30 protein-coding genes are annotated in these 16,142 nt (G+C 43.8%); all 30 read right to left on the bottom strand.

Annotated features, from left to right (window positions below; translation table 11 throughout):
- Window positions 1-40: 40 nt before the first annotated feature.
- The gene (rpsD, locus tag CLOSYM_RS01365) at window positions 41-634 is read right to left on the bottom strand and encodes a 30S ribosomal protein S4 (protein WP_003497794.1); all 594 of its coding nucleotides are present in this window, start codon (window positions 632-634) and stop codon (window positions 41-43) included.
- An 18-nt stretch (window positions 635-652) separates the two neighbouring features.
- The gene (rpsK, locus tag CLOSYM_RS01360; RefSeq protein WP_003497796.1) at window positions 653-1,054 is read right to left on the bottom strand and encodes a 30S ribosomal protein S11; all 402 of its coding nucleotides are present in this window, start codon (window positions 1,052-1,054) and stop codon (window positions 653-655) included.
- 81 nt (window positions 1,055-1,135) lie between these two features.
- Entirely contained in the window at window positions 1,136-1,504 is a 369-nt protein-coding gene (rpsM, locus tag CLOSYM_RS01355; protein ID WP_003497798.1) for a 30S ribosomal protein S13, read from the bottom strand.
- A gap of 190 nt (window positions 1,505-1,694) precedes the next feature.
- Window positions 1,695-1,808 (bottom strand): 50S ribosomal protein L36, encoded by a 114-nt coding sequence (rpmJ, locus tag CLOSYM_RS22145; protein WP_003497809.1) that lies wholly within the window; start codon window positions 1,806-1,808, stop codon window positions 1,695-1,697.
- A gap of 669 nt (window positions 1,809-2,477) precedes the next feature.
- Window positions 2,478-2,696, bottom strand: coding sequence for a translation initiation factor IF-1 (infA, locus tag CLOSYM_RS01350; RefSeq protein WP_003497811.1), 219 nt, complete (start codon window positions 2,694-2,696; stop codon window positions 2,478-2,480).
- Window positions 2,697-2,727: 31 nt separating this feature from the next.
- Window positions 2,728-3,021, bottom strand: a complete 294-nt coding sequence (locus tag CLOSYM_RS01345) for a KOW domain-containing RNA-binding protein (RefSeq protein WP_003497812.1) — start codon at window positions 3,019-3,021, stop codon at window positions 2,728-2,730.
- 14 nt (window positions 3,022-3,035) lie between these two features.
- Window positions 3,036-3,788 carry a type I methionyl aminopeptidase gene (gene map / locus CLOSYM_RS01340; RefSeq protein WP_021640642.1) on the bottom strand — a complete coding sequence of 251 codons (753 nt, stop codon included), beginning with the start codon at window positions 3,786-3,788 and terminating at the stop codon, window positions 3,036-3,038.
- Between the two features lie 4 nt (window positions 3,789-3,792).
- A complete protein-coding gene (locus tag CLOSYM_RS01335; protein ID WP_021640641.1) occupies window positions 3,793-4,437 on the bottom strand; it encodes an adenylate kinase in 645 nt (214 codons plus the stop codon).
- A gap of 192 nt (window positions 4,438-4,629) precedes the next feature.
- On the bottom strand, window positions 4,630-5,946 hold the full coding sequence (gene secY / locus CLOSYM_RS01330; RefSeq protein ID WP_021640640.1) for a preprotein translocase subunit SecY: 1,317 nt from the start codon (window positions 5,944-5,946) through the stop codon (window positions 4,630-4,632).
- 1 nt (window position 5,947) lies between these two features.
- Entirely contained in the window at window positions 5,948-6,388 is a 441-nt protein-coding gene (gene rplO / locus CLOSYM_RS01325) for a 50S ribosomal protein L15 (RefSeq protein WP_021640639.1), read from the bottom strand.
- A 22-nt stretch (window positions 6,389-6,410) separates the two neighbouring features.
- Complete coding sequence (gene rpmD, locus CLOSYM_RS01320) at window positions 6,411-6,593, bottom strand: 50S ribosomal protein L30 (RefSeq protein ID WP_003497818.1); 183 nt, start codon at window positions 6,591-6,593, stop codon at window positions 6,411-6,413.
- 15 nt (window positions 6,594-6,608) lie between these two features.
- A complete protein-coding gene (gene rpsE / locus CLOSYM_RS01315; protein WP_003497820.1) occupies window positions 6,609-7,118 on the bottom strand; it encodes a 30S ribosomal protein S5 in 510 nt (169 codons plus the stop codon).
- Between the two features lie 19 nt (window positions 7,119-7,137).
- Window positions 7,138-7,506 carry a 50S ribosomal protein L18 gene (gene rplR / locus CLOSYM_RS01310; protein WP_003497822.1) on the bottom strand — a complete coding sequence of 123 codons (369 nt, stop codon included), beginning with the start codon at window positions 7,504-7,506 and terminating at the stop codon, window positions 7,138-7,140.
- 18 nt (window positions 7,507-7,524) lie between these two features.
- Window positions 7,525-8,067: a 50S ribosomal protein L6 gene (rplF, locus tag CLOSYM_RS01305; RefSeq protein WP_003497824.1), complete on the bottom strand. Its 543-nt coding sequence runs from the start codon at window positions 8,065-8,067 to the stop codon at window positions 7,525-7,527.
- A gap of 189 nt (window positions 8,068-8,256) precedes the next feature.
- On the bottom strand, window positions 8,257-8,658 hold the full coding sequence (gene rpsH, locus CLOSYM_RS01300; RefSeq protein WP_003497826.1) for a 30S ribosomal protein S8: 402 nt from the start codon (window positions 8,656-8,658) through the stop codon (window positions 8,257-8,259).
- A gap of 169 nt (window positions 8,659-8,827) precedes the next feature.
- Window positions 8,828-9,013 (bottom strand): type Z 30S ribosomal protein S14, encoded by a 186-nt coding sequence (locus CLOSYM_RS01295; protein ID WP_003497828.1) that lies wholly within the window; start codon window positions 9,011-9,013, stop codon window positions 8,828-8,830.
- A gap of 15 nt (window positions 9,014-9,028) precedes the next feature.
- Window positions 9,029-9,568: a 50S ribosomal protein L5 gene (gene rplE / locus CLOSYM_RS01290; protein ID WP_003497830.1), complete on the bottom strand. Its 540-nt coding sequence runs from the start codon at window positions 9,566-9,568 to the stop codon at window positions 9,029-9,031.
- 23 nt (window positions 9,569-9,591) lie between these two features.
- Window positions 9,592-9,897, bottom strand: a complete 306-nt coding sequence (gene rplX, locus CLOSYM_RS01285) for a 50S ribosomal protein L24 (protein ID WP_003506064.1) — start codon at window positions 9,895-9,897, stop codon at window positions 9,592-9,594.
- Between the two features lie 12 nt (window positions 9,898-9,909).
- A complete protein-coding gene (gene rplN / locus CLOSYM_RS01280) occupies window positions 9,910-10,278 on the bottom strand; it encodes a 50S ribosomal protein L14 (protein WP_003497835.1) in 369 nt (122 codons plus the stop codon).
- Window positions 10,279-10,305: 27 nt separating this feature from the next.
- Complete coding sequence (gene rpsQ, locus CLOSYM_RS01275) at window positions 10,306-10,560, bottom strand: 30S ribosomal protein S17 (RefSeq protein ID WP_003497837.1); 255 nt, start codon at window positions 10,558-10,560, stop codon at window positions 10,306-10,308.
- Window positions 10,561-10,632: 72 nt separating this feature from the next.
- Window positions 10,633-10,836, bottom strand: coding sequence for a 50S ribosomal protein L29 (gene rpmC / locus CLOSYM_RS01270; protein WP_003497840.1), 204 nt, complete (start codon window positions 10,834-10,836; stop codon window positions 10,633-10,635).
- Window positions 10,826-11,263, bottom strand: coding sequence for a 50S ribosomal protein L16 (gene rplP, locus CLOSYM_RS01265; RefSeq protein ID WP_003506061.1), 438 nt, complete (start codon window positions 11,261-11,263; stop codon window positions 10,826-10,828). The genes rpmC and rplP overlap by 11 nt, the downstream gene beginning before the upstream one ends.
- Window positions 11,263-11,919: a 30S ribosomal protein S3 gene (rpsC, locus tag CLOSYM_RS01260; RefSeq protein ID WP_003497844.1), complete on the bottom strand. Its 657-nt coding sequence runs from the start codon at window positions 11,917-11,919 to the stop codon at window positions 11,263-11,265. Before rpsC ends, rplP begins: the two co-directional genes overlap by 1 nt.
- A 12-nt stretch (window positions 11,920-11,931) precedes the next feature.
- Window positions 11,932-12,318, bottom strand: a complete 387-nt coding sequence (gene rplV, locus CLOSYM_RS01255; protein ID WP_003497846.1) for a 50S ribosomal protein L22 — start codon at window positions 12,316-12,318, stop codon at window positions 11,932-11,934.
- A 29-nt stretch (window positions 12,319-12,347) separates the two neighbouring features.
- Window positions 12,348-12,629, bottom strand: a complete 282-nt coding sequence (gene rpsS, locus CLOSYM_RS01250) for a 30S ribosomal protein S19 (RefSeq protein ID WP_003497851.1) — start codon at window positions 12,627-12,629, stop codon at window positions 12,348-12,350.
- Window positions 12,630-12,648: 19 nt separating this feature from the next.
- Complete coding sequence (rplB, locus tag CLOSYM_RS01245) at window positions 12,649-13,491, bottom strand: 50S ribosomal protein L2 (RefSeq protein ID WP_003497853.1); 843 nt, start codon at window positions 13,489-13,491, stop codon at window positions 12,649-12,651.
- A 286-nt stretch (window positions 13,492-13,777) separates the two neighbouring features.
- The gene (gene rplW / locus CLOSYM_RS01240) at window positions 13,778-14,077 is read right to left on the bottom strand and encodes a 50S ribosomal protein L23 (RefSeq protein WP_003497855.1); all 300 of its coding nucleotides are present in this window, start codon (window positions 14,075-14,077) and stop codon (window positions 13,778-13,780) included.
- Complete coding sequence (gene rplD, locus CLOSYM_RS01235) at window positions 14,077-14,697, bottom strand: 50S ribosomal protein L4 (protein ID WP_003497856.1); 621 nt, start codon at window positions 14,695-14,697, stop codon at window positions 14,077-14,079. The genes rplW and rplD overlap by 1 nt, the downstream gene beginning before the upstream one ends.
- Before the next feature lie 27 nt (window positions 14,698-14,724).
- Window positions 14,725-15,360, bottom strand: coding sequence for a 50S ribosomal protein L3 (gene rplC / locus CLOSYM_RS01230; RefSeq protein ID WP_003497858.1), 636 nt, complete (start codon window positions 15,358-15,360; stop codon window positions 14,725-14,727).
- Between the two features lie 137 nt (window positions 15,361-15,497).
- On the bottom strand, window positions 15,498-15,815 hold the full coding sequence (rpsJ, locus tag CLOSYM_RS01225) for a 30S ribosomal protein S10 (protein WP_003497860.1): 318 nt from the start codon (window positions 15,813-15,815) through the stop codon (window positions 15,498-15,500).
- Window positions 15,816-16,142: the final 327 nt, after the last annotated feature.

Genomic DNA, 16,142 nt, shown 5'->3' with positions numbered 1-16,142 from the left:
GAAGGGCCGGACAGCAACAAAAAATTTAGTCAACTCTTAATTATTTGGAGTATAACTCGACGATAAGCACTTCATTTACAGGAACATCAATTTCGTCTCTGGTTGGTAACTCTTTAACAACGCCTTTCAAGTTTTCCATATCAGCCTCTAACCATGCTGGTACCATTCTTCCGGCGGTTACCTCTAAGATATTTTTATATCTCTGTGAAGATTTGTATTTCTCTTTGATCTCGATTGTGTCACCAGCTTTAACGCGGTAAGACGGAATGTTTACAGGTTTTCCGTTAACCAGTACATGCTTGTGATCTACGATCTGTCTTGTCTCTTTTCTCGTACGGCCAAAGCCCATTCTGAATAATACATTATCCAGTCTGCATTCCAGAAGGATCATAAGGTTGGTACCAACCTGTCCGGACATTTTGGAAGCTTTCGCATAATAATTTCTAAAAGGTTTCTCTAACACACCATAGATGAATTTGGCTTTCTGCTTTTCTCTTAACTGCAGACCATATTCACTCATCTTTCTATTGGCTCTTTTTAACTCTCTCTTGGATTTCTTGTCGATTCCTAAATAAATCGGATCCAGGTCAAGAGATCTACATCTTTTAAGTACAGGAACTCTATCTACTGCCACTTTACTTGCACCTCCTAATTAGACTCTTCTACGTTTTGGCGGACGGCATCCGTTGTGCGGAACCGGAGTTACGTCCTTAATGCTGGTTACTTCAAGACCACATGCCTGAAGGGCACGGATTGCTGCTTCACGGCCTGATCCCGGACCTTTTACCATAACGTCTACTGACTTTAAGCCATGGATGAGAGCTGCCTTTGTAGCAGTTTCTGCAGCCATCTGAGCTGCATATGGAGTAGATTTCCTTGAACCTCTAAATCCCAGACCGCCTGCACTTGCCCATGATAATGCATTACCCTGTGCATCTGTTAAGGTAACGATCGTGTTATTAAAAGATGACTGGATGTGCGCCTGTCCGCGTTCAACGTTTTTCTTTACACGCTTTTTTGTCACTTTTTTACCAGTTGACATTTTTTTAGCCATTTTAAACTAACCTACTTTCTTCGATTACTTGAATCCTGTTACTTACTAACCTGATTCACAACTTATTTGTTACCAAATGAATTATTTCTTCTTGTTTGCTACTGTCTTTCTCGGACCCTTACGTGTTCTTGCATTTGTCTTGGTCTTCTGACCACGGACAGGCAGGCTCTTTCTATGACGAATTCCTCTGTAGCATCCAATCTCCTGAAGTCTCTTGATGTTCATAGCGATTTCTCTACGTAAATCACCTTCAACAGTCTGACTTTCAGCGATGACACCAGCGATTCTCTTTACTTCGTCATCCGTTAAATCCTTAACACGTGTGTCAGGATTAACGCCAGCCTCTGCAAGAATACGGGTTGAACTTGTTCTACCGATACCGTAGATGTAAGTTAATCCGATCTCGACGCGTTTTTCTCTTGGTAAATCAACACCTGAAATACGAGCCATGTGTGTAGTACACCTCCATTAGTTTTTTTCTTTCTTCATTGAGTTGAGTTAAAATAATGATGTATTATGCCAATCCATATACCAGCAGGAATTCATGCTTCAAGGACGAAAATCCTGAGCAGCTATGAACAACTTATCCTGGTGGTTCATATAGAAAGCCGTGCGAAAAAATCAGGCAGACAAATGCTTATCAGCCCTGTCTTTGTTTGTGCTTTGGATTTTCACAGATTACTCTGATACTGCCTTTTCTTTTAATGATCTTGCACTTTTCGCAAATTGGTTTAACCGATGATCTAACCTTCACAGTAATTCTCCTTTCCGTAACAGTCCTTACACAGGACATACAATATTGATAACACCCATTGCAGTCCTTACATGCCGGACTTACAGGTACAGCAGGCGTCTCTTTCCTTTAAAAGCCCGGGTTCCGGCAAAAGGGCGGATCTCACATGTTGCTTCAACAAAGTTCGCTAGAGCATTATAACACTAATTTCTATATAATGCAAGCATAATTTCCCGGTATTTCTAATCCCCGGTAACAGTCGTAACCGTTCAGCCATGATGTATTCCGCGAGGTGTTTTCGCTGTTTTTTGCGAAAATCCCGAGTTGTGCGGCGCGAAACGACGTTTTTTGCCGTTTCTGTGCATCATTTGTTACGGTTTAGCCGAAGGCTGAACTGTAACTAACAGTCCGTTACTGTTCACCCACCGCAAAAAGCGGTGTGCTGCGAACAATAACACGCTCTGCAATGGCGGACCGGATAGCTGTCCGGATGCTGAGTACAGCCCATAAGCCTCAACGCCAGCCCGTTCTCCCGCAATGTGAGGACTATGGGCTGTACTCAGCGCAGGCCCAACGGGAAGACTCGATGTATCTACCCTCTTCCCCGGCCCGCTCAGGGGACAGCGTTCAGTCCCCTTTGACGTTTCCATGTATCATTTGCCGCAGTTTCGCCGTAAGCTGAGCTGCAGCTTATTTATCTCTCCAGATAATTCTTCCCTTGGACAGATCATATGGAGACATCTCCATCGTAACCTTGTCGCCCGGCAGAATCCTGATATAATTCATGCGGAGTTTTCCGCTGATTGTTGCAAGTACGATATGCTTGTTCTCCAGCTCCACTTTAAACATGGCATTCGGTAATTTTTCCACCACAACGCCTTCAATTTCAATTACATCTGCTTTTGACATAAACTTTTATACCTCCCTGGTTATGTGAATTTCACCGGTTTTCATCCGGCGTCTCTAAATGATTCGCCCTGTACTGTTTGATGAAGTATTTAATCTCTTCATCGGTAACGGTGCTGCCGCTCATAAGCTTATCGCAAAGCTTTTCATCGCGGATGCGGGATGCCTGAACGTGTTTCTTCTTCTTGCGTTTCGGTTTTCCCACGGTCCGGAGTCTTCCGTCCGCCAGGTAAACATATTCCGCATCTTCTTTTATTATGATAAATATGCCTTCTTTGTCATGACCGGCCAAAGACCAGGCCAGACAGCCTGTTTCATATCCTGCCATCTTACCACCTCGAATCAGAGCATTGACAAAATCTCTGGTCCATCCTCGGTAATGAGAATGGTATTTTCATAATGAGCCGACAGAGAACCATCATCCGTCACTACGGTCCAGTCGTCATCCAGCCAGACTACATCATAAGTTCCCGCATTGATCATAGGTTCCACAGCCAGCGTCATACCGGGCTGCAGAAGAATGCCTTTTCTTCTTCTGGCGAAGTTGGGCACCTCCGGATCCTCATGCAGATGAGTTCCGATTCCATGACCTACCAGGTCTCTTACTACCCCGTAGCCGAAACTTTCGGCATATTTCTGGATAGCTGCGGAAATATCATTTAGATGATTGCCAGGTTTGGCAAATTTAATCCCCTCAAAGAAACTTTGCCTTGTAACTTCTATGAGTTTCTGCGCATCCTCGCTGATTTCTCCGATTCCGTGGGTCCTGGCCGCGTCGGAATGATATCCTTTATAGATAACTCCCGCATCCAGACTTACAATATCGCCTTCCTTCAGATAATGCTCCCTGTGCGGAATCCCGTGTACCACCTCGTCATTGACCGATACACAGATTGACGCAGGGTAGCCGTTGTAATTCTTAAAGGAAGGGATACACCCATAGCTTCGTATGATCTCTTCACCCATATGGTCAATATCCCATGTGGACATGCCAGGCTTCAGGTTCTTTGCAAGCTCGTCATGAGTTTTGGCAAGGATCTTCCCCGCCTCCCTCATCAGCTCGATCTCTCTGGGAGATTTAATCGTTACTGCCATACTGTTATGCTCCTAAAATTTCAGTGATGCTTTGGAAAACTTCTTCCATATCTTTTGTTCCGTCTACGGAATGCAGCACGCCTTTTTCCTTATAATAGTCAATCAGCGGCTGTGTCTGCTCATGGTAAACTGCAAGGCGTTTCTGAACCGTCTCAGGCTTATCGTCATCCCTGAGCACCAGTTCTGCTCCGCATACATCGCAGATGCCCTCTTTTGCAGGAGGCGCGAACGTCACATGATAGGTCGCACCGCAAGTTAAACATGCCCGGCGGCCTGACATTCTGTTTACGATATTCTCATCGGGAACATCCACGTCAATTGCATAGTCAATAGCCTCTCCCATATCGGAAAGCGCTTTCGTCAGGCTCTCTGCCTGCGGAATGGTTCTTGGAAAACCGTCCAGTACGTATCCCTTCTCACAGTCGTCCTGGTGAATGCGATCCAGCAGCATTCCAATCGTAACCTCATCCGGTACCAGAAGTCCCTGATCCATGAACTGCTTTGCCTTCATGCCCAGTTCGGTACCTTCCTTAATATTTGATCTGAATATATCTCCTGTGGAGATATGCGGGATCAGATATTTCTCTGCAATTCTTTTGGCCTGCGTACCTTTGCCGGCCCCCGGTGCTCCTAACATAATAATCTTCATAGGCTTACCTCCCCGATAAAACGATAACGGTAACTTTTCAGTACCCTCAAAAACAAGCTTCCTGCAAATACAACGATAACCTGCACGCTACGCGAACAGGTCACCGACTTCAACAGAAACGCCCCTATGCAGGATCAGCCCGGCTCCGGATCGTCCGGCCTCCAGGAGCTCCTGCTTAGAAAGCGAATTGTTTTAATCGTTTAAAAATCCTCTATAATTACGAACAAGCATCTGTGCCTCAACCGCTTTAATTGTCTCAAGGACAACTCCGACGATAATGATAAGGGATGTTCCGCCGAAAGACAGGCTTCCTACGGAGAAAATTCCCGACACCATAATCGGAATCAGGCATACGACGATCAGGCCGCAGGCCCCGATAAATACGATATAATTTAAAATGTTGTTCAGGTAATCAGATGTTGGCTTACCTGGACGGATGCCCGGGATAAAGCCGCCGGATTTCTTCATATTGTTGGCAACCTCTAATGGATTAAATGTGATGGATGTGTAGAAATACGCAAACACCACGATCAAAGCAATATAGACCACCATACCAATTGAATAAACCGGATATTCCGCATGGAACCAGGAACCGGAGTTAAGAGCTCTTAAGATTTTTCCGCCGAATGTAGCGTAATCCACCTGGAAAAACTCCGCGATAACTACCGGAAAAGACATCAGGGAAGAAGCAAAAATAACAGGGATAACACCTGCCGTATTTACTTTCAGAGGAATATTTGTAGACTGTCCGCCTACCATCTTCCTGCCCTGCATCTTCTTGGAATACTGAACGGGAATTCTCCGCTCTCCATCCTGCAGTACGATAACGAATACTACCATGGCAAGAATAATTGCCAGAATGATAATCAGGGATACGGTCGCCACCGGCACGTTCTTTCCGACAAGGAACCTCTCGTACAGGGTAATCATATCACTCGGCAGTGTGGAAATGATGTTGAACAGAAGGACGATGGAAATTCCGTTTCCTACGCCGCGCTCCGTAATCCGCTCACCAATCCACATAAGCATTGCACTACCTGATGTCATTGTCGCAATCGCCACGATAACACTGACCGCATTGAAGTCGATAAGAAGACCTCTTCCGCCAAATCCTACGGACATGGCTATAGACTGCATCAGAGCGAGGCCTACGGTCAGATAACGTGTGTATTCTGCAATTTTCTTTCTTCCATCCTCGCCTTCACGCTGCATCTCTTCCAGTTTTGGAATCGCGATCGTTAAAAGCTGCATGATAATGGAAGATGTGATATATGGCGTGATGCTCAAGGCGAATACTGACATGTTCGTAAACGAACCGCCAGTAATCGTATTGAAAAATCCAAATGCATCGCTGGACTGTCTTGCGAACAGTTCAGCAAAGAACGTTGTTTTTACTCCCGGGATCGGCAGCTGTGAACCGAGACGAATCACAACCAGCATAAAGAAAGTGTAGAGAAGTTTTTCCCTTATTTCCTTTATCTTAAAAGCGTTCTGGAGTGTTTTTAACATATTAGATCACCTCGCAGGTTCCGCCAACTGCTTCAATTTTGGCTTTTGCTCCTTCACTAACAGCATCTGCTTTCACAGTGAGTTTCTTGGTCAGCTCTCCGTTACCAAGAATTTTAACGCCATCGCGTGGGTTTTTAACGATACCTGCTTCGATTAATGTTTCTACTGTAACGACTGAGTCGTTGTCAAATCTCTCTAATTCGCTTACATTGATACCAATGATTGTCTTAGAGTTTCTATTTGTGAATCCTCTCTTCGGGATACGTCTGTATAAAGGCATCTGGCCGCCTTCAAATCCCGGTCTTGTTGCGCCGGAACGTGCTTTCTGGCCTTTGTGACCTTTACCAGCAGTCTTACCATTACCTGAAGCGTGTCCACGGCCTCTTCTGAAGCTGTCGCTGTGTTTTGAACCTACAGCCGGCTGTAAATTAGATAAATCCATGACTGCACCTCCTACGTGGATTTTAGATTTCTTCAACTTTTACCAAGTGTCTTACACACTGAATCATGCCCCTGACCGCGCTGTTGTCCGGCATTTCAACTGTTTTGTTTAATTTCTTTAAGCCTAAAGCTTCAACAGTTGCTTTGTGCTTCGGAACGGCACCGATAGGAGATTTTACTAAAGTGATTTTTAATTTCTCTGCCATTTTAATACCCTCCTATTAGTTCAGAATCTCTTCTACAGATTTACCACGGAGTTTTGCAACTTCTTCAGGTGTCTTGATTTCGCATAATCCTGCAAGAGTAGCTAAAACAACGTTTGTCTTGTTGTTAGAACCCAGGGATTTTGTACGGATATTCTTGTATCCTGCAAGCTCCAGTACGGAACGTGCCGGGCCTCCTGCGATGATACCTGTACCTTCAGGAGCCTTCTTGAGAAGTACATTTGCACTTCCGAATTTTCCAATGAAGTCATGTGGAATACTGTTATTGTCATCAAATGGAACAGCTACCAGGTTTCTTGCTGCAGCTTCTTTTCCTTTACGGATTGCTTCCGGAACTTCAGCGGCTTTACCCATACCTGCACCAACGTGTCCGTTTTTGTCACCAACTACTACTAATGCGGAGAATCTCATTGTACGTCCGCCTTTAACAGTTTTGGATACACGTTTGATTGCCACTACCTTATCTTCTAACTCGAACTGGCTGGCATCAATTTTTGTACGTTTCATGTGTATGTTCTCCTTCCTACTAGAATTCCAGACCAGCTTCTCTAGCTGCATCTGCTAATGCCTGAACTTTACCGTGATATATGAATCCGCCTCTGTCAAAGACAACTTCTTTAATACCTTTTTCGATTGCTCTCTTTGCGATTACAGTACCAACGTAAGCAGCTGCGTCTACGTTGTTTGTCTTTTCAAGCTCTGCTTTGATTGCTTTCTCTGCTGTTGAAGCTGCAACTAAAGTATTGCCAACTGTATCGTCAATAATCTGAGCATACATATGATTATTACTTCTGAACACTGCTAAACGCGGTCTCTGTGCTGTTCCAGAATAACGATTACGTAATCTAGCGTGTTTCTTTACGCGAACTTCGCTTCTTGACTGTTTGCTAACCATCTTTACACTCTCCTTAAATTATTTCTTACCAGTCTTACCAACTTTACGTCTGATAACTTCATCAGCATATTTAATACCTTTGCCCTTGTACGGCTCAGGTCTTCTCTTGTCTCTGATTTCAGCAGCGTATTGGCCAACTTTTTCTTTACTGATACCTTTTACAGTGATCTTGTTCTGTCCTTCAAGGACTGTCTCGATGCCTTCCGGATCTTCCATCTCAACCGGATGGGAATAACCAAGGCTGAGAACCAGTTTCTTGCCCTGTTTTGCGGCTCTGTAACCTACGCCGTTAACTTCCAGAACTTTCTCATACCCTTCGGTAACACCATGAACCATGTTGCTGATTAAGGTTCTTGTCAGACCGTGTAAAGATTTCATCTTCTTTAAGTCGTTAGGTCTTGTAACGATAATATGACCATCTTCTTCTTTGATTGTCATTTCTACTGGCAACTCTCTCTCGAGTGTACCCTTAGGACCTTTTACAGTCACTAAATTATTCTCTGCGATTGTAACAGTTACTCCTGCCGGAACCGCGATTGGCATTCTTCCGATACGTGACATGCCGATTACCTCCTACTTAGATTCTCGGAGAAGCCATTGGCGGCTTCTCTGTTTTCAGTTCTACTACTTTTTCTAGACCACCACACGTCCACTCAACTAAGTTCGTCTGCCGCCTTCGGCTCGGACTCGCTAAGGTTCGGGACGGGCTTTCACACTAAACTCGAAAACACCTCGTTAAGTGTTCAATGCCTACCAAACAAATGCCAGAACTTCTCCGCCTACGCCGAGCTCTCTTGCCTGTCTGTCAGTGATAACACCCTGGTTGGTAGAGATGATAGCCACACCTAAACCACCGAGTACTTTCGGCATTTCGTCTTTGTTTGCATAAACACGAAGACCTGGTTTGGAAATTCTCTTGATACCGGAAATGATTTTCTCATTTTTGTCTTTTCCGTATTTTAATTCCATACGGATTGTTTTGAAACTGCCATCTTCTACGATGTCATATTTTCTGATGTAGCCCTCTTTTACAAGAATGTCAGCGATAGCTAATTTCATCTTGGAAGACGGAACATCAACTGTATCATGTTTAGCAGTATTGGCATTACGGATTCTCGTAAGCATATCTGCGATTGGATCGCTCATTGTCATGTGAGTTTTGCCTCCTTATAATTTCATCCTGCCACTTCGGTGAGTGGGGGTTCTCCTGCCACTACACGTCCACTCAACTAAGTTCGTCTTTCGCCTACGGCTCGGACTCACTAAGTTTCGCGAACGGCCTCGCGCTAAGCTCGAAAATACCTCGCTAAGCTGCTTTCGGTCACCAGCTTGCTTTTCTTACGCCCGGAATCTCGCCTTTGTAAGCTAATTCACGGAAACAGATACGGCAGATACCATATTTTCTCAAGTATGCGTGTGGACGGCCACAAATTCTGCAGCGGTTATATTCTCTGGTGGAGAATTTTGCCGGACGCTGCTGTTTAATCTTCATTGAAGTCTTAGCCATTGATAAATCCTCCTATTATTTTGCAAATGGCATGTTGAACAGTGTTAAAAGTTCACGTGCTTCTTCGTCTGTCTTAGCAGTTGTTACGAAAATAATATCCATACCTCTGACTTTATCAACCTTATCGTACTCAACTTCCGGGAAGATAAGCTGCTCTTTGATACCGAGTGCATAGTTTCCTCTGCCGTCAAATGCGTTTGGATTAACACCTCTAAAGTCACGAACTCGAGGAAGTGCAAGGTTGATTAAACGATCAGCGAACTCATACATCTTCTCACCGCGCAGTGTTACCTTACAACCAATTGCCATACCTTCTCTGAGCTTGAAGTTAGCGACTGATTTCTTTGCTTTTGTCAGTACTGCCTTCTGTCCTGTGATAATTTCCATATCTCTTACAGCAGAGTCCAGAACTTTAGCATTTTCTTTTGCTTCACCAACGCCCATGTTGACAACAATTTTGTCTAACTTCGGCACTTCCATGACATTTTTATATCCGAATTTTTTGATCATGGCTTCTGTAATTTCACCACGATACATTTCTTTTAATCTAGCCAACTTAAATGTTCCTCCTCTCTGTATTAGTCAATCACTTTACCGGTTGCTTTTGCAACACGGACTTTTTTGCCATCTTTAACTTCAAAACCAACTCTTGTTGCTTTTCCATCAACGACAAGCATTACGTTGGAAATGTCGATAGGACCTTCCTGATGGATAATGCCGCCCTGCTGGTTCGCTGCTGATGGTTTGGAATGCTTGGTAACCATGTTGCATCCTTCAACCAGAACAGTGTTTTTCTTTGTATTAACGGAAAGAATTTTTCCTGTTTTGTCTTTATCTTTGCCTGCAATAATCTTTACCAGGTCATCTTTTTTAATTTTATGCACAGTTGATACCTCCTACAGTACTTCTGGAGCCAGGGAAACAATCTTCATAAACTGCTTCTCTCTTAACTCTCTCGCTACTGGCCCAAAGATACGTGTACCTTTCGGGTTCTTGTCATCTTTGATAATAACTGCTGCGTTCTCATCGAATTTGATATAAGAACCGTCTTTACGGCGTGCGCCTTTTACAGTACGTACGACAACGGCTTTTACAACGTCGCCTTTTTTTACAACACCGCCTGGTGTTGCATCTTTAACGGTGGCAACGATAATATCACCAATATTTGCATATCTTCTAGTGGATCCGCCCATAACACGGATACAGAGTAATTCTTTAGCACCGGTATTGTCGGCAACCCTCAATCTGGTTTCCTGCTGAATCATGCCCAATACTCCTTTCTGATATTAAAATTATCTTGCTTTCTCGATAATCTCAACAAGTCTCCATCTTTTGTCTTTGGAGATCGGTCTTGTTTCCATTACTTTTACGGTATCACCGATAGTACACTCATTGTTCTCATCGTGTGCTTTTAATTTATATGTCTTTTTAACGATCTTACCGATTAAAGGATGTTTTACATGGTTTACGATAGCAACTACGATTGTCTTATCCATCTTGTTGCTTACTACTTTACCAGTACGTGTTTTTCTAAGATTTCTTTCCACGGTAGATATCTCCTTTCCTTGTTCTAGGAATCTATTGTCCAGTCAAATTTACCGCAACCACTGCTTGTTCAGTTATGCGTTTGCTTTTTCTGTAATAACAGTCTGAATTCTGGCGATGTTCTTGCGAACCTCTTTAATTCTGCTTGTATTATCTAACTGATTTGTTGCGTTCTGGAATCTTAAGTTGAAAAGTTCCTTTTTAGCAGCTACTAATTCTTCATTTAATTCTGCAGCTGATTTGACTTTTAAATCTTCTACATACTTATTAATTTTCACTGTTATCACCGCCTTCTAAATCTGCTTTAGAAGCAATTTTGCACTTGCAAGGAAGTTTATGCATTGCAAGACGTAACGCTTCTCTGGCTGTCTCTTCTGGTACACCCGCGATTTCAAATAATACACGGCCTGGTTTAACTACTGCCACCCAGTATTCAAGTGCGCCCTTACCGGAACCCATACGAGTCTCTGCCGGTTTTGCGGTAACTGGTTTATCCGGGAAAATCTTAATCCATACTTTACCGCCACGTTTGATGTAACGGGTCATGGCAACACGGGCTGCCTCTATCTGATTGGATCTGATCCAGCATGGTTCTGTAGAGACTAAACCGAATTCTCCGTAGCAAATAACATTGCCTCTTGTAGCTTTACCTGCCATAGAACCACGGAACTGTTTACGACGTTTTACTCTTTTAGGCATTAACATTATTTATCGCTCCCTTCCTTGTTTCCTTTAGCAGGAAGTACTTCGCCTTTGTAGATCCAAACCTTAACGCCTGTCTTGCCGTAGGTTGTATCTGCCTCAGCGAAACCATAGTCAATATCTGCTCTTAATGTCTGAAGCGGGATTGTACCCTCGCTGTAGAATTCTGTACGGGCCATATCTGCACCGCCAAGACGGCCGGATACGGATGCTTTGATACCTTTAGCTCCTGCCTTCATGGATCTGCCCATTGCAGACTTCATGGCACGGCGGAAAGATACACGGTTCTGTAACTGCTGTGCGATATTCTCAGCTACTAACTGAGCGTCTCTGTCGGCTCTCTTAACTTCCTTGATGTCTACGAAGACTCTCTTGTCAGTTAATTTCTGAATCTCTTTTTTAGTTTTCTCGATCTCTGCGCCGCCTTTACCGATTACAACACCCGGCTTAGCTGTGTAGATGACGATTTTCACTTTATCAGATGCACGCTCGATTTCAATTTTGGAAATACCGGCGCTGTATAATTTCTTTTTCAGATATGTTCTGATCTTGTGATCTTCTACAAGGTTGTCAGCAAAATCAGCTTCAGCATACCATTTTGAGTCCCAGTCTTTAATAACACCGACTCTTAAGCCGTGTGGATTAACTTTCTGTCCCATATTTGCCTCCTTTTATCTCTCATCAAGCACGATCGTGATGTGGCTCATTCTCTTTTCGATTCTGTACGCCCTGCCCTGTGCTCTCGGTTTAACTCTCTTCATTGTCGGTCCCTTGTTCGCGTAGCACTCAGCCACATACAGGTTCTCCGGATTCATCTGGTTGTTATTCTCAGCATTGGCAATTGCTGATTCGAGTAATTTCTTTATTAAAGTAGAAGCATATCTGGAATTGTAAGTTACAATACCGAGTGCAGTCTGCACATCTTTGCCTCTAATGGCATCTAATACGAAACATGCTTTCTGAACAGATACTCTGGCATAAGACAGCTTTGCTGACGGTCTGGTATCCTTCTGTGCATTTCTCTCTCTCTTAATTTGGGATCTATGTCCTTTAGCCATTGGTGAAACCTCCTTTCAAAAGCGTAAAATTACTTACGGCCTGCTTTCTTTTCGTCTTTTCCGTGGCCTCTGTAAGTTCTTGTAGCTACAAACTCTCCGAGTTTATGTCCAACCATATCCTCTGTAACATATACCGGAACGTGTTTCCTGCCATCATGAACTGCGATTGTATGACCTACCATCTGCGGGAAGATTGTAGAACGGCGGGACCAGGTTTTGATAACCTGCTTCTGGCCTGCTGCGTTCATATCATCCACTTTCTTTAAAAGATGAGCGTCTGCAAATGGTCCTTTTTTAAGTGAACGACCCATTGAATTACCTCCTTGATAACTACTGTTTACCGTTTCTTCTTCTTACGATTAACTTGTTAGACTGTTTGTTTTTCTTTCTTGTCTTGAGACCAAGTGCTGGTTTGCCCCATGGTGTACATGGACCTGGACGGCCGATACCGGTCTTGCCTTCACCACCGCCGTGTGGATGGTCATTCGGGTTCATAACGGAACCGCGTACGGTAGGTCTGAAGCCCATATGGCGTTTTCTACCAGCTTTACCGATGTTAATCAGGTTGTGATCTCCGTTTCCTACAACGCCGATTGTAGCGCGGCAGATAATCGGAACCATTCTCATCTCACCGGAAGGTAATCTAAGGGTTGCGTATTTTCCTTCTTTAGCCATTAACTGTGCGGAGTTTCCTGCGGAACGAACTAACTGTCCGCCTTTTCCCGGGTAAAGCTCGATGTTATGAATCTGAGCACCAACCGGAATCGCGCTGAGTGGTAAGCAGTTGCCGACTTTCGCTTCTGCCTGCGCGCCGCTCATAACTTTAGTTCCAACCTGTAATCCGGCCGGAGCAAGGATATATGCCTTCTCGCCGTCTGCATAGCAGATTAAAGCGATGTTTGCTGTTCTGTTCGGATCGTATTCAATTGATAATACTGTTGCCGGAATACCGTCTTTTGCATTTCTCTTGAAATCGATGATTCTGTATTTTCTCTTAGCACCGCCTCCGCGATGTCTAACTGTAATTTTACCCTGATTATTACGGCCGGCATTCTTTTTGCCTAATGCTACTACTAATGACTTCTCCGGTGTTGATTTAGTAATCTCAGAGAAATCAGAGCCGGTCATCTGTCTTCTGGAAGGTGTATATGGGCTGTATGTTTTAATTCCCATGACTCTAACTCCTTTCGTTCAACGCCCCCTGGCGTTTTCTAAATTTGCGCGTCAGCAATGAGCAGGGTTCATGTGAAGCAGAAAACCTGTGTTGTGCTCGCACATAAGCAGGTTTTTTGATTCGCAGGAACAGGGCGAATGCCCGCGACTGAGGAAATGCGTTTTCTGCATTTCCGAAGTGCCCCTTCGGACTTCCGTTTTTCTCCGTCCGTCCCTTTTGCAGACTCCATTCTTATCACGACATAGTGTTCGTCGTATAGTTACCTGCAGCCAAGCTGCATTCGACTTATAAGCCAGTAAAGATTTCGATCTCTTTGCTGTCTTCTGTCAGCTGAACGATTGCTTTCTTTGTCTTAGCTGTCTTGCCGAAGGTCATACCTCTTCTCTTTGTCTTACCATCGAGATTCATTGTATTGACGCTCTTTACTTTTGTTCCCGGGAACATTTTTTCAACAGCCTCTTTAATCATAGACTTGTTTGCTTCTGTATGAACTAAGAAAGTATATTTCTTCTCGCTCATAGCGTTCATGCTTTTCTCAGTTACCACTGGTTTGAGGATTACGTCATAGTACTGTACGTTTGCCATTATGCATACACCTCCTCGATAGAAGCTACAGCAGCCTTTGTTGCCACTACTGTGTTGTATTTTAAGATATCATATACATTAATTGTGTTTACGGATGCAGTCTTAACTGTAGGAATGTTTCTTGCAGATAATACTGTATTGCCGCATGTGTCATCTAAAACAACCAGAGCTTTGTTCACTTTCAGGTTGTTCATAACAGACTGGAATTTCTTTGTCTTGATTTCATCGAAATTCATAGCGTCCACTACGATGAATTTATTCTCATTTACTCTGCTTGTTAATGCAGATTTAAGAGCAGCTCTCTTCTCTTTCTTGTTTAACCGGATTGTGTAATCACGTGGTGTTGGTGCAAATACAACGCCGCCGCCTGTCCACTGAGGAGATCTTGTAGAACCCTGTCTTGCATGACCGGTTCCTTTCTGTCTCCACGGTTTTCTACCGCCTCCGGAAACTTCGGAACGTGTTTTAGCTTTCTGTGTTCCCTGACGTTTGTTAGCTAACTGAGCCACAACTGCAAGGTGTACTAAGTGCTCATTCACTTCTACGCCGAATACAGAATCGTTTAACTCTAATGTGCCAACTTCGTTGCCTTCAATATTGTAAACAGATACGTTTGCCATCTGTGTGTTCCTCCTTTCCTGTAAAGCTTATTTACCAGCTTTTACCGTTTCTTTAACTGTTACTAAGGATTTCTTAGGTCCTGGCACTGCGCCTTTAACAAGGATTAAGTTGCTGTCTGCATCTACTCTGACAACTTCCAGATTCTGGATGGTAACTTTTACGCTTCCCATATGTCCTGGCATTCCTTTGCCCTTGAATACGCGGCCTGGAGTGGTTGCGGAACCGTTGGAACCCTGATGACGATGGAACTTGGAGCCGTGAGCCATAGGTCCTCTGTGCTGGCCATATCTCTTGATAGCACCCTGGAATCCTTTACCCTTGGAAACAGCTGTAACATCAATCTTATCGCCTGCTGCGAAGATTTCTGCCTTGATTTCATCTTTTACAGAATACTCTTCTGCGTTCTCAAAACGGAATTCTCTTACAAATCTCTTGTAAGCAACGCCTGCTTTGTCAAAGTGTCCCTTTACTGGCTTTGTAACAAGTTTTTCTCTCTTGTCAACGAAACCAACCTGTACTGCTTTGTAACCGTCGTTCTCTACTGTCTTAACCTGTGTAACAACACATGGTCCGGCCTGAAGAACAGTTACGGGAGTTAAAACTCCGTCTTCGTTGAAGATTTGAGTCATTCCGACTTTTGTCGCTAAAATCGCTTTCTTCATTATTTGACCTCCTGTCTTTTTCTACAGCGGAACGCAGTAAGCTTTGCTCGCCGCGTTCATCCTAGAACAGTCCAGAAATCTATCTAAATCTGTTAGGATATGCATTGAATTGAATGCTTTGCTGCTGATTTTGCAGCTTATTTTGTTTTCATCTTTACGTCGATGTAAACGCCAGCCGGCATTTCCAGTCTCTGCAGTGCATCAACTGTCTTCTGGCTTGGAGCAATGATGTCGATGAGTCTCTTGTGAGTTCTCTGCTCGAACTGCTCTCTGGAATCTTTGTACTTATGAACAGCCCTTAAAATTGTTACTACTTCCTTCTTTGTCGGTAACGGCACCGGTCCGCTCACCTTTGATCCGTTTTTCTTTACAGTCTCGATGATTTTTGCAGCGGATGTGTCAACCAGCTGATGATCATAAGCTTTTAATGTGATTCTCATTACTTGACTTGCCATAAAAAAAGTCGCCTCCTTTTCGTACTATTTAAGCACGACAAGCGGTGACTGTACACATGCCCGGGTGTGTCATCTTAGACCTCACACGGAATCCTTCTTTATTTTCGGGATATTTCTGTAGTTGTACAGTGACTTGTCGCCAGTTTCTTCGACTTGACATTCGCTCCACGGAAAACCTGCCCTGTTTCAGGCAGCAACCTCACGCTTCATAGCTATCATGCCACAGCTTTGATAGCATATCATACATTTACAGGGATTGCAAGGATTTTTTTCATATTTTTTTGTATTATTGGGATTTAATTATGCAGGTGAGGACGCCGCCGGTAC

It is taken from the genome of [Clostridium] symbiosum ATCC 14940 (assembly GCF_000466485.1).
Taxonomy (GTDB): domain Bacteria; phylum Bacillota; class Clostridia; order Lachnospirales; family Lachnospiraceae; genus Otoolea; species Otoolea symbiosa.
Note: the sequence above shows the minus strand (reverse complement) of the source record. Positions and strands in the feature narration are given on the sequence as shown.